Below are 12,921 nucleotides of genomic sequence, written 5' to 3'. Positions count from 1 at the left end.
TCCGTGGGGCTTCGGCCAGGCAGGGCGCCTGACGGGCGGCTATTCGACGGCCAGGTTGGCAAGCTTGTCAGGGTTGCGGACGATATATACACATTGGATGACACCGTCCCTTACATCGACCTGGAAGACGGAATCAGGCTTTCCACCGGAAAGCGCCACCAGGGCGGGGCCACCGTTGAGCTCCATGACCCGGATCTCGAAGCCGGCCGGCTGATCCTGTGCGACGGCCAGGAGGAAGCGACCGACCTTGTCCTGGCTCTCGATGATCCGCAGCGGCGCCTTGGACTTTCCGCCGCTGTCGCCGACCAGACGCACATCGGGGGCGAGGAGCATCAGCAGCTCCTCGATGTCGCCGCCCGCCGCCGCGGCGAGAAACCGTTCGGTGAGGTCACGGCGCTGGGCCGGGTCGACGTCGTAACGCGGCTTGCGCTCCTCCACGTGCCGCCGCGCACGCCCGGCGAGCTGGCGCACCGCGGCCTCGGTCCTGTCGAGCGTCGTGGCGATCTCTCCGTACGGGAAGCCGAAGGCCTCGCGCAGGACGAAGACGGCGCGCTCCAACGGGGAGAGGGATTCGAGCACGACCAGAACGGCGACGGAAACGGAGTCTGCGAGCACGGCCTGCTCGGCAGTGTCGGGCACGGCAGGGCCGAAGTCGGTGACAAGCGGTTCGGGCAGCCATGGTCCGACGTAGGCCTCGCGACGGATCTGCAGCTGTCGCAGCCGGTCGATGGCGAGACGGGTGGTGGTCCGCACGAGAAACGCACGCGGCTCCCGTACGTCGTCGCGTGGCGCGGCCGACCAGCGCAGCCACGCCTCCTGCACCACGTCTTCGGCGTCGGCGATCCGGCCGAGCATGCGGTAGGCGACCCCGGTGAGTACGGGGCGGTGTTCTTCGAAGACGTCGGTAACGGTGTCGGCTGTCACCGTCCCATCCCAGCCGACGCCGCGGGCCGTGTCCAGCACAAATCATCCGACCCCTTGAACTGTGGGCTACTGAACGGTAATTGTTATTGACGGGACGTCTAAATCCCTTTGCACAGAGCTGCTTCAGCAAGGCGCGTTCGTGCCGGACACCCCCCGGGAGCAACAGCATGGCCACCTCGGTCTCGTTCACCGTCGACTCACCCGGAGGACCGCGGACCGTGTCCGTGGCGTACGAACGCACCGGTTCCGGCGAGCTGTTGTTGCTGCTCCACGGCATCGGCCACCATCGTCAGGCCTGGGATCCGGTGCTGCCGGTGCTGGCACCGGAGCGGGATGTCATAGCCCTTGATCTGCCCGGTTTCGGTGTCTCCGCGGCGCTCCCGGACGGCGTTCCGTACGACCTGGCGAGCGTGGTCCCGGTGCTCGGCTCCTTCTGTGAGGCGCTCGGCCTGGACCGGCCTCATGTCGCAGGAAATTCGCTCGGTGGACTGCTGGCCCTGGAGCTGGGACGCGAGAAGCTCGTACGGTCGGTGACGGCGCTGTCGCCCGCCGGCTTCTGGACGGAGAGCGAGCGGATCTACGCCTTCGGCACTCTGCGGGCTATGCGGCAGGGAGCACTGGCTCTGCCGATGCCATTGATCGAACGGCTCTCGCGCAGCGCCGCCGGGCGTGCGGCACTGACGAGCACCATCTACGCGAGGCCCGGGCGCCGTTCACCCGAGGCCGTCGTCTCGGAGACTGTCGCCCTGCGCGAGGCGACCGGTTTCCACGAGACTCTCGCGGTCAGACGCAATGTCGCCTTCACCAAGGATGTGCCGGGGCTGCCCGTGACCATCGCCTGGGGCAGCCGCGACCGGCTGCTGCTGCGCCGGCAGGGGGTCAGGGCCAAGCACGCCATTCCCGGTGCCAGGCTGGTACGTCTGCCCGGCTGCGGTCATGTGCCGATGAACGACGATCCCGCGCTCGTGGCGCGCGTCATCCACGACACCAGTCGCTGAACGGGTACCGGTCGCGGAGTCGGCACCGGCCCTCGAACCGGCGGAACCCTTCGGCCTGCTGCGCCGCAGGACACCTGAACCGAGGGCCACTCCGCAACCCACCAGCAGACTCCCGCCGGCCTGCGCGATCCCGTACGCTCCGGTGCCGACGAGCGGCGCGGTGAGTGCCGCTGAGACCGGGATCAGCCCGGAGAAGAGCGTGGCGCGTTCGGCGCCGATGCGCTGCATGCCCATGTACCAGCAGACGAACCCGACGACCGTGACCACGGCGGCCTGCCACAGGAGCGCCGCCGTCTCCGCGGGTGTGGGCATCCGCAGAAATCCGCTGCCGTCGAGCAGGACACCGAGCAGTGCCGACTCGGCGGCAGCGATGGCGCAGACAACGGCCGACAGCAGTTTCGGCCCGAGCGGGCGCAGCACCGGGACGGCCAGGACGGCGAAGCCGACCTCGCCCGCGAGCGCGCCGACCGAGCACAGGAAGCCCGCCACGTCGGTCCGGCCCCAGCCCTGGACCGTGAAGGCCCCGGCGGCGACCAGCGCGGCCGCGCACAGGACGGTGCGGGTCGGACGACGGCCGTCCAGCAGCGGGACGAGGACGGCGACAAGGATCGGGGCGCAGCCGACGAACACGCCCGGAACAGCGGGTTCCGCAGACCGTTCGGCGGCCAGGACCGCCAGGTTGAAGCCGACCATGCCGACGGCTGCGAGCAGCGCGAGCCGGGTCCACCGGCGGCGGGTGAGTGTGCGGAGGGGAGCGAGGCCGGAGCGCACCCCGCCGCGGAGGAGCGGCAGGAGCAACAGCGCGGCAAGGCTGTAGCGCAGCGCCTGACCGCCCGCGTACGGATAGTCGCCGAGAACACTGTTGGCGGTGAAGGAGGCGCCCACCAGGACGCAGGCGAAGGCCGCGAGCAGCGCCCCGCGCACGGAAGTCACGTTCATGGAGCCGACGCTAGGCAGCGGGGCGGTCCGGTTTAAGGTCCACTTTCATGACGTCTTCGGGGACCAATCCGCCGTGGGGTGGTACGCAGCGGAATACGTCCGTATCCGCTGCCTGGGAGTTACTGATTCCGGCCGCGGCCGCCCCGGCCCGGGGGCGCGGGCGTGCGCTTCAGGAGGCGCTGCGCGAGGCGATCCGCTCCGGGCGCCTGGTTCCGGGGACCCGGCTGCCGTCCAGCCGCGAACTGGCCGCGGATCTGCGGGTGTCGCGCGGTCTGGTGACCGAGGCGTACGAGCAGCTCACCGCGGAGGGTTATGTGCGCAGCGGTCGGGGCGCGGGCACCTGGGTGAGCGGTGCCGTCCGCGGCGCTGTGCGCGAGGCGCGCGATCTCGCTCCGCGCGCCCCTGGTTCCTCGGTGGACTTCCGGCCCGGTACGCCGGATCTCTCGCTGTTTCCGCGCAGCGCATGGGCCACCGCCCATCGCGCGGTGCTGGGCCGGCTGCCGCACAGCTCGCTCGGCTACCCCGATCCGCGCGGACTGCCCGAGCTGCGGGAGGCCCTGGCCTCGCTGCTGGCCAGGCGACGCGGCGTGGTCGCCGATCCGGAGCGCCTGGTGGTGTGCTCCGGCGTGGCCCAGGCGACGACGCTGCTCGGGTTTGTTCTGTACGGGCGCGGCTTGCGGACCGTCGGCGTCGAGGATCCCGGAAGCCCGGAACATGCCTCTCTGTTCGCTTCGACGGGGCTGACAACCGTCCCGCTGCCGCTGGACGAGGAAGGTCTGGCGCCCGCGTCGCTCACGCACTCCGGCGTGCGCGCCGTGGTGACCACGCCCGCGCACCAGTTCCCCACCGGAATCGCCTACTCCGCCACGCGTCGCCGCGCACTGCTCGACTGGGCGCGAACCACGGACGGGCTGATCGTCGAGGACGACTACGACGGTGACTTCCGCTACGACCGGGCGCCGGTCGGTGCGCTGCAGGGTCTGGACCCTGAGCATGTCGCGTACACCGGCTCGGTGAGCAAGTCGCTGGCACCGGGGCTGCGGCTGGGCTGGCTGCTCGCACCGGCGACGATGACGGACGACATCGTGGCCCGTAAACGCACGATGGATCTGGGCAATCCGGCCGTCGACCAGGCGGTGCTGGCCGACTTCGTCACCCGGGGCGGGTACGACCGGCAGCTGCGCCGCTGCCAGCGCGCCTACCGCGAGCGGCGCGACGCTCTGACCTCGGCGCTGGCGGAACACTTCCCCGGCACCGAGGTCAGCGGGATCGCCGCCGGTCTTCATATCATCGCCAACCTGCCCGAACAGTACGGTCCCGAGCCGGATTTCCTTCAGCGCGCTGCCGGTCGCGGCATTGCGCTGCGGCCGCTCAGTGACTGCGCCACCACGCGCCGCGCGGACCGTACGGTGAACCTGGTTCTCGGTTATGCGCATCTGGCGCCCGTGGACATCGCGCGCGGCGTACGGCTGCTGGCGCAGGCCCAACGGGACACGCGGGGACGGGACATCGACGGGAGCCGGGGCCGGGTGTTCATCTGAGGTTGGTGTGCCCGCCGCCGACGGGCACAAAGGTGGGGCCGGTCGACCGGCCACCCGTACCTCTGTCCCGCTGCCCCCGGAGGCACCTCGATGTCGTACCGTCCGCGCATCCCTTCGCCCGACCGCCGCACCGTGCTGCGCGGTTCGCTCGCCGCTTCGGCCGCGCTCACCCTTCCCCTGGCGGGAGCGGCTGCCCCCGCCTTCGCCCTGTCCGGCCGTCCGCGCGCGGGCTGGGGCGTTCAGGTGGGTGATGTCACGGCGTCCTCCGCCCTGGTGTGGGTGCGTGCGGACCGGCCGGCCCGGATGATCGTGGAGACGTCGGCGACGGAGTCGTTCCGGCGGGCCCGTACCTGGTACGGGCCGCTCGTCGGTCCGGGTACGGACTTCACCGGGACCACGCCGCTGTACGGGCTTCCGGCGGGCGAGCAGGTGCACTACCGGGTGACGCTCGCGGACCCGGACGATCCGCGCCGGACCGGTGAGCCGGTGTACGGAACGTTCCGTACCGCGCCTGCCCGGCGCCGGGACGGGGTGCGCTTCCTGTGGTCCGGCGACATCGCGGGACAGGGCTGGGGCATCAACCCGGACATCGGCGGGTACCTGGTCTATGACGAGATGCGCCGCCTCGACCCGGACTTCTTCCTCTGCAGCGGCGACAACATCTACGCGGACGGTGTGATCGAGCCGAGCGTGACGCTGCCCGACGGCAGGGTCTGGCGGAACATCACCACCGAGGAGAAGGCGAAGGTCGCCGAGACGCTCGCCGAGTACCGCGGGAACTTCCGCTACAACCTCCTTGACGACAACCTGATGAAGTTCAACGCGCAGGTGCCGTCGATCATCCAGTGGGACGACCACGAGGTTCGCAACAACTGGTACCCCGGGCAGATCCTGGACGACGCCCGATACACCGAGAAGAACGTGAATGTGCTGGCAGCGCGCTCGATGCAGGCATTCCGCGAGTACTTCCCGGTGTCCACGCTGCACGCATCGTCCGGCGACGGCCGGGTGCACCGGGTGGTGCGCCACGGGCCGCTGCTCGATGTGTTCGTCCTCGACATGCGGTCGTTCCGGAACGCCAACTCCCCCGGACGGCAGCCCGACGACGCCACGGGCATCCTCGGCGCCGAGCAGCTCCGCTGGCTCAAGCACGAACTGTCGCGGTCCCGCGCGGTGTGGAAGGTGATCGCCGCAGACATGCCACTGGGACTGGTCGTCACGGACGGTGCGACGAACTTCGAGGCGGTGGCGCAGGGCGACCCCGGTGCCCCGCTCGGCCGTGAGCTGCAGATCGCTGAGCTGCTGCGATTCATCAAGCACCGCCGGATCACCGGCACGGTCTGGCTGACCGCCGACGTGCACTACACATCGGCCCAGCACTACGCCCCCGAGCGCGCGGCGTTCAAGGACTTCGCACCGTTCTGGGAGTTCGTTTCGGGTCCGTTGGCCGCCGGAGGATTCCCCGCCAACGCACTCGACAACACCTTCGGCCCCGGCCAGGTATTCCTGCGGGCGCCCGACCGGGCGAACGTGTCGCCGATGGAGTCGCCGCAGTTCTTCGGCGAGGTCGACATCGACGGGGACAGCGGTGAGTTGACGGTGCGGCTGCGGGCGCAAGGCGGTTCGGTGCTGTTCACCACGGTGCTGCAGCCAGGACGTGTCGGACAGTGAGCGGACGCCCGTAACCGACGTCGGCCGAGGCCCCGGACGGCCGTCCGGGCCGATTGATGCTCCTATTGGCTGTCAAGCGGCGGTTAGCCAGTCGCGGTAGGCGTTGGCGAGGGTGTCGTCACGGCGGGTGCCGCGTTCGATGCAGGAGATGACTGCGGGCCAGACGTTGAAGTGGTGGGCGGCGGCGGTGAGGGTGATTTTCTTGGCCTGGCGCGCGGGTCGCAGGTCGGCGATGGCGGGGACGGCCACCGCTGTGGTGAGGCAGCGGAAGACTTCCCGGGCGATCGCGCGTTTGAGGAGTCGGATGATCTCTTTCTTGGTCCGTCCGGCTTCGGTCTGCCTGGTCACGTAGTCGCGGGTGCGGCCATCGCTGGCCATCCGTACGAGGGCTATCCGGTAGAGAGCGGCGTTGGCGGCGCGGTCGCCGCCCCGGGAGAGACGGTGGCGGTTGGTTTTGCCGCTGGAGGCGGGTACGGGGGCGGCGCCGCACAGGGCTGCGAAGGATGCCTCGGTGCGCAGGCGTTCAGGGTTTCCGCCGGCTGTGACAAGGAGCTGGGCGGCGGTGTCGGGGCCGACGCCGTAGGCGGCGCGCAGGCCCGGATTCTGCTCGGTGACGGCGGCGTCCAGTGCCGCGGTGAGTGCGTCGTGCTCGGTGGTGAGGGCCTGGACGCGCTGGGCGAGGCTCTTCAGTGCGGTCAGGACGGCGACATGCAGCTGGTCGCCGGTGGGACGCAGGCGGGCGAGGGCGTTGATCTGCGTCTTGCCGTGCAGGGCACGGTACTTGGCGCGGATGCCGTCCGGGGCGGTGATGAGGATGTGGCCGATCTGGTTCAGGGTGGCGGTGCGGGCCTTGATCGCGGACCGGGCTGCGTTGTGGAGGGCGCGTATGCCGCTGACGGTGTCATCCTTCGGCGCGGCTGCCGCCCGTCCGGACAGGGCGGCGCGGGCGGCCGCGTAGGCGTCGATCGGATCGGACTTGCCGATCCGGCGGCGTTCGGCCTTGTCGGGCCGGTTGACCTCCACCACTGCCAGGCCCGCGTGGCGGGCGGCACGGGTGAATCCGAGGCCGTAGGAGGAGGTTCCCTCCACTCCGACGGCGGTCACGGTGCCGTGTGCGTTGAGGAACGCGATCGCCGCGGCGAAGCCGGCGGTCGTGGTCGGGAACTCGGCGTCGGTGACGTGGCCACCTTGGTCGGTGACGACCGCCACGTGGATCGTGTCCTTGTGGGAGTCGACTCCTCCGTACACGGTCTCGTGCGCTGTGTCCGTCATGCCCGCTGCTGTCATGCTGAAGGTGCCTTCCTAGCCGGAGGTGGCGCCCGGCCGGGTGGGGCAGACAGGACATTGAGGGGGCTTCTGACCAAGCTCCTATCAGGTCATGTTCCACCTGGCCGGAGCCATGAAGAACGGGTCCCGGCAGCCGGACAGAACAACCGGAGGACAGCCCAGCAGGGCGTCAGTCAGTGGTGGAGCCACGACCACCGGAACCCACTTACGGTGTCGTGCGCGACTGAGGTTGGGGCGTGTTGGCCTGGCGGGTTGGCTGATGGGTGATTACCGCTCTGCGGTGCGGTCGGAGACGAGGCCGGCGATGGCCAGATGGGTCTCGGTGTAGTACTCACGGCGGCCGAGGTACCGCTGGAGGGGCCTCCACTGCTTGTGCTCGGCGTTGGCGTGCTCGACGCATATCCGCTCCGAGGATTGCTTCTTGCGGGCCTCCTCCCAGACGGTCACCTCCGCGGCCGACGCGTCCTTGGCGGGCTTCTTCGGCGGCGCCTGGACCTGGCCGGGAAACCGTTTGGCCAGGCCCCGGTATCCGGCATCCACCTTGGCCTTGACCTGCGGGTACTGCTCGAAGAGGGCCTCGATCCCCTCGGTCTTGACCGCCGTCTGATCATGCATACGGCCCGGCCGGACCGCGCCGGTCCACAGAGTGCGGCCCTGTCCGTCGGTGATGACGGTGGCCTTCTTGGTGTTCTGCCGCATCTTGCCGGACACGAACGCACGCCGGCCGGGGCGGCGCGCCTTCGGACGCCGGACCCGAACCTCGGTGCCGTCCAGGCGCAGCTCAACACCCTTCGCGGTGGCGTAGGCGAAGACATCGGCCAGCGTGTGCAGACGCAGTCCCGCCTCGCCGGGGACCGCGAAGCCCCGCGCCGCCAGGAGCGGACGGATCTCATGGACGGCCCGCGTGACGGTGGAGCGGTCCACGCCGTAGAAGACGGCGAGGGCGGCGTGCGGAAGCTGGAACCGCAGGATCACCAGGGTCGCGATCACCCGGTCGGTGAAGACCAGTTGATGGCTGGGTCCGCCACCTTCGGCGCGCAGACGCTCATGGCCTCGGCGTTCGCCCAGCCGGGACTCTTCCCGCGCCATCCACGGGCTGGCCAACTCGGCGATGAGCGCCCCGAGTCGACGCCTCGAGATGCCCGTGCAGATACGATGCGAGAGAGCCGTACGGGCCAAGGATCGCTTCACAACCATCCCAACCCGTACGGCTCTCCTCACGTTCCCGACCAGCCGAAACCGCTGTCGTACACCACGCCGTTACGAGTATCAATGTCAGTGGTGGGTTCTACGGTTTTTGCATGACCCGATCCGTACAGGCCCTGGCCTACTCCCGCCCTTCCGTTCTCGAGTCCTCCCAGGCCGGACAGTTGCTCGGCCTGGAGACCGCGGGCGGTCTGACGCCGCGGGGTGCAGAGCCCCATCCCCGGTTCTTCGCCGGCTTTCTTGCCTCGCCGCGGGTCGCCGCCCGCGGGCTGCTGGCCGTGGCGGACGTGGCGTCCGCGCGCTACTACCAGCGGACCCTGCTCTCCTCCCTCGACCCGGTGGTGACGGGAAACGGCGACCGGCTGCGCTTCGAGTCGTTCTCCGGCTGCTGCGGGGTGTATGCGCGCCTCGATGTGCTGCAGGACGGTCTGGGCGGCGCGCAGACAGGGCATGGCACAACGAATGTGGATGTCAACAACCCCCTGCGGGAGGCGCTTTCGCGGATAGCGGGAGACGATCCGCTGCATCTCCGGGTCGGTCCGGAGGAGATGGCGGTCACCACGCTGGACGGTCCGGTCGTCGAGAAGAAGGTGCCGCTGCCCGACCGTTGGCTGCGCGGGTTCGCCGAGGCGCAGGTGGTCTCCGCCGGTTTCGATCTGCGGGCGGAGCTGTCCGCGCCGGAGGCGGTCCGGTTCCTGCGCGCGCTGCCGCGCTCGTCGGGAAACGCGTCGCGCGGCGCTCAGTGGGTCGTCCCCACCGGGAGGACCCTGCGGCCGACCACGAGGCCGGTGGCCGGCGCAGTGTGCCTGCCCGGGCCCGAGCGGCTGGTGACGCTCCAGCGGGTGCTGCGTCACGCGACGGCGTTGCGGGTGTACGGGCCGGTGGCCGACGGCTCCGCGGCCGCGAGCGCCTGGGAGGTGGTACTGCCGGGAATGCGTCTCACGCTGACGCTGTCGCCCGACGCCTCGCGCGGCTTCTCCGGTGAGGGTGGCGTGCTCGACGCGCTGGCCACCGACGATGCCGCGGCCGACGCCGAGCTGGTGTCCGTGCTGCTCGCCTGGGAGCCGCGGATCGAACCGGCGGACCTCTCCGAGCAGTCGGGGCTGCCGGTGGAGCGGGTACGGGCCGCCCTCACCCGGCTGGGCACAGCGGGCCGGGTGGGGTACGACCTCGCGGACGCGGCGTACTTCCACCGCGAGCTGCCGTACGACGCCGACCGGGCCGAGCGGCACAATCCGCGTCTGGTCGCCGCCCGTCAGCTGGCCGGCTCGGGTGCGGTCGCGCTGGACGGGGAGCCGGCTGCCGTCGCCTCGGGGGACCGCCGCTACCAGGTGAGGGAGAAGGACGGAGTGCTGAGCTGTACCTGCCAGTGGTGGGCGGACTACCGGGGGCGGCGGGGTCCCTGCAAACATGCTCTGGCCGTCCGGATGGTCCGTCGGGGCGCACCGGTTGCCGGGGGTGTGCGATGAAGGAGCTGCTCACCGCGGTACGTGAGGGACGCAAGGAAGACGTCCCCGCACTTCTCCTGCCGCTGGACCGGGCGGAACGCCGATCTGCGCTGGCGGAGTTGAAGACGATGCGCAAGGAGTCGCGGAGCTGGGAATGGCGCGAACGGGACAGGATCCAGAAGGCCCTGCTGATCGCCGGAGCGGGCTGTCACTCCGGAGCCGCCGGCTGCGCCACCTGGATCGGTGGCCGGGAGTTGCGTGACTGGACCCGCTCCCCGTACCCGTTGGTCCTCGACGTGCTCGCGGACCGTGATCCTGCCTGGCTCGGCGACCTCGCCCACCGGCTGGCCGCGCGGCCCACCGCCACCCGGATCGACTACGAGTTCGTCTCCGAACTGGTGAAAAGGGCACAGTGCTCCGTGCCCACCACGGAGGGTTTCGTCGTTGGCTGGGCGGAGAGGGTCTCCACCCTGCAGTGGCGGCGGAAGGGCGCGCCGCCGCTGATCGACATCCTGCGTGCGGATCCGCATCTCGCGGTGATGGTGCCACGGCTCTTCGAGACGACGGAGCTGCCCCCGCAGGTCATCTGGTACGGCGATCAGGAACCCGAATCCGTGGACAACTGGCCCTCGGCACTGGCCACTTCGGTGGATGAGGGGCTACTGGAGCGGTCCGTGCTCGTCAACTGCTGCGTGACCCGGTTGCTCCGTGGCGGAAAGCCCGGCGATCTGCGGTTCTTCCTGACCGTGCTGCGCCGGCTCGCGCTGACGGAGCAGGAGGAGGCCGAGCGGGTCGCCGACTGGATCGGGATGGCTGCGGACGGCATCTCGACCGTCGCGGGCCATGCGCAGGATGTGCTGGCCCGGCTGGACGAGCGCGGTGGCCTGTCCGTGCGGGAGCTGGCGGACGTCTCGGGTTCGGTGCTGTTCCGGACGGAGAAGAAGCTGGTCCGGGCCCAGCTCGTGCTGCTCGGCAAGGCACTGCGCCGCGACGCGTCGGCGGCCGAAGAACTGCTGCCGGTCGTCGCCGAGGCATTCGGTCACGAGGACATCGGCGTCCAGGAGCGGGCGCTGAAGCTGGCGGCGCGGTACGCACCCCCTGTCGGCGATCCCTTGCGCGAGGAACTCGCCATGTCCGCGGAGCTGTTGGGGCCGGTGCACCGGGCAGCGGCGGCGGAGGTGTTCGGGGATCTGCTGGACGCCCGGCCACCGGCCGAGCCGTACGAGGAGATACTGCCGCCGGTTCCTTCTCCGCGTCGGCTCGAACCTGCGCCGGAGACGACCGCCGAGCTCGTCGAGGAGGTGGTGGCGCTGGTCCGATCCGGATCACGCGAGCCGGCCGCCTTCGAGCGGGCTCTGGACGGACTGGTCCGCCATGCCCACACGGACCGTTCGGCGCTGGCGGACGCGCTGCGCGACGCGCTGGCGGATCGGTGGTGGCTGGACGACGCATCGTCCCACGTCGAGCGGAAGCTCAGCCTGGACACGGGCATCGAACTCGTCGTGGCCGTACTGCTCGAACGGGTCTCGGTGCGAGCCGTTCACGACGGGCGTGCCGGCTGGACCGGAACCGGCACCTGTGTCCATGCCGCGCTCGACGGAATCCTCCGGGCGCGGCTGTGGGAGGCCGCTTACTCGGTACTGATCGGCAGGTCGCCGTTCCTGCTGGCCGCTCCGACATGGCACACCGGCTCGCTGGACCCGGCGGTGCTGGTCGAGCGGCTGCGTACGTATGAGCAGCTCGGGGTCGAACCCGGGGAAGCCGATTTCGCCCAGGCGCTGCTGCGCGTGCGGCGCAGCGGTCGGCGCGAGGCAGCGGAGGCGGCGGAGGCGGCCACCCTGCTCGGCACCGCGCAGGGTGACCGGCTGGCTGCCTGGCTCCACGCGGACGAACCGGTCGCACCTGTGCAGCAGCACCATCTGGAGAACGAACAGCCGCCGTCGCGCAACTGGTTGCAGCGATCGGCTACCGGGAGGCGACGCGTCCTGTTGGCCACTGAGGAAAATCGGGTCATCCAGCAGGAGTTCCCGCGTTCCTTCCACTGGCTGGGCCGCCCGCACTTCCCGGACGGTCACCGGTGCTACCACTGGGGCGAGGAGCCCGGCTCCTGGCTCGCCACCCTGCCCGAGGACGGCGAGACGATGGCCGCCTGGATGCTGCCCGCCGTCGCCACCTGCGCGACCGAGGAGCTACGGGGTGCGGCCTGGCCGCTGCCCCGGCTCGCCGGGCTCGGCGGCCCGGCCGCCGCGGCCATCCATCTGGCCATGGCGTACGGGCTGGGCGCCCGCCATCCGGAGGACAGGTTGTCGGCGGTCGACGCCCTGCTGGTGCTCGCGGCCCAGGACAGGCTGGACGCGGCGCTACTCGGCCGGGAGTTGGCGATTCTCGTCGACCGCACGCTGGTGAAACCCAACCGCGTGGCGGAGTCCGCCCGTACGGCTGCCGCCACCGGCGCATACCGGACGGTGCTCACCGTGCTGACCGCCGCGCTGCCCCCGCTGCTGGCGTACGAGCAGGCCCCGCGCGGGCTGAGCGATCTACTGTCCGTGGCCGCCGAATGTGCGGAACGCTGCGGTGCGGTGGCGGCCGAGCCGATACCCGGGCTGACAGCTCTGGCCGCGCGCGGCGGGTCGTCGCAGCTGGTACGTCATGCGGCACGGCTGCAGGCAGCCTGGGAAAAGGGGTCGGAGACAACGGCCGACGACATCGTGCCGTAACGACGGTCATGCCCCACCGCGGCCCGTCCCGCCCCGCCTTCGGAGCGCCCAGGCCCGCCGCATACTCCGCAGCGGCCGCAATCATCCACGCCAGTAATCAGCAAAAACGGGCGATAGGGGACTAGATCCACACTTAACCCATCAGTCACAAGGCGTTCGCGATCAGGCAACACCGCTCCGTCACAGTGAG

8 protein-coding genes and 1 pseudogene are annotated in these 12,921 nt (G+C 70.5%); 5 read left to right on the top strand and 4 right to left on the bottom strand.

Annotated features, from left to right (window positions below; translation table 11 throughout):
* Positions 1 to 39: 39 nt before the first annotated feature.
* Complete coding sequence (locus tag OG395_RS42035; protein WP_327249630.1) at positions 40 to 924, bottom strand: RNA polymerase sigma-70 factor; 885 nt, start codon at positions 922 to 924, stop codon at positions 40 to 42.
* Between the two features lie 167 nt (positions 925 to 1,091).
* Between OG395_RS42035 and OG395_RS42030 the strand changes: the two genes are divergently transcribed.
* Complete coding sequence (locus tag OG395_RS42030; protein WP_327247597.1) at positions 1,092 to 1,922, top strand: alpha/beta fold hydrolase; 831 nt, start codon at positions 1,092 to 1,094, stop codon at positions 1,920 to 1,922.
* A 525-nt stretch (positions 1,923 to 2,447) separates the two neighbouring features.
* On the opposite strand, the pseudogene OG395_RS58545 reads toward OG395_RS42030, so the two are convergent.
* Positions 2,448 to 2,861: pseudogene (locus OG395_RS58545) on the bottom strand (EamA family transporter); the annotation flags it as partial.
* Between the two features lie 47 nt (positions 2,862 to 2,908).
* Here OG395_RS58545 and pdxR point away from each other — a divergent pair.
* Positions 2,909 to 4,402 (top strand): MocR-like pyridoxine biosynthesis transcription factor PdxR, encoded by a 1,494-nt coding sequence (gene pdxR, locus OG395_RS42020; RefSeq protein ID WP_327247596.1) that lies wholly within the window; start codon positions 2,909 to 2,911, stop codon positions 4,400 to 4,402.
* A 90-nt stretch (positions 4,403 to 4,492) separates the two neighbouring features.
* Positions 4,493 to 6,073, top strand: a complete 1,581-nt coding sequence (locus tag OG395_RS42015) for an alkaline phosphatase D family protein (protein ID WP_327247595.1) — start codon at positions 4,493 to 4,495, stop codon at positions 6,071 to 6,073.
* 72 nt (positions 6,074 to 6,145) lie between these two features.
* On the opposite strand, the gene OG395_RS42010 is transcribed toward OG395_RS42015, so the two are convergent.
* Together OG395_RS42010 and OG395_RS42005 are read right to left on the bottom strand one after the other, a co-directional pair.
* Positions 6,146 to 7,345 (bottom strand): IS110 family transposase, encoded by a 1,200-nt coding sequence (locus tag OG395_RS42010; protein WP_327247594.1) that lies wholly within the window; start codon positions 7,343 to 7,345, stop codon positions 6,146 to 6,148.
* A gap of 282 nt (positions 7,346 to 7,627) precedes the next feature.
* Positions 7,628 to 8,557: a transposase family protein gene (locus OG395_RS42005; protein WP_327241440.1), complete on the bottom strand. Its 930-nt coding sequence runs from the start codon at positions 8,555 to 8,557 to the stop codon at positions 7,628 to 7,630.
* A gap of 104 nt (positions 8,558 to 8,661) precedes the next feature.
* Between OG395_RS42005 and OG395_RS42000 the strand changes: the two genes are divergently transcribed.
* Positions 8,662 to 10,035, top strand: coding sequence for an SWIM zinc finger family protein (locus OG395_RS42000; protein ID WP_327247593.1), 1,374 nt, complete (start codon positions 8,662 to 8,664; stop codon positions 10,033 to 10,035).
* Entirely contained in the window at positions 10,032 to 12,731 is a 2,700-nt protein-coding gene (locus tag OG395_RS41995; RefSeq protein ID WP_327247592.1) for a DUF7824 domain-containing protein, read from the top strand. Before OG395_RS42000 ends, OG395_RS41995 begins: the two co-directional genes overlap by 4 nt.
* The last annotated feature ends 190 nt before the right edge of the window (positions 12,732 to 12,921 follow it).

Origin of the sequence: Streptomyces sp. NBC_01320 (assembly GCF_035974375.1) — a bacterium.
Classification (GTDB): Bacteria; Actinomycetota; Actinomycetes; order Streptomycetales; family Streptomycetaceae; genus Streptomyces; species Streptomyces yanii.
The sequence above is the reverse complement of the archived record's forward strand: the minus strand, read 5'-3'. Positions and strand labels throughout refer to the sequence as shown.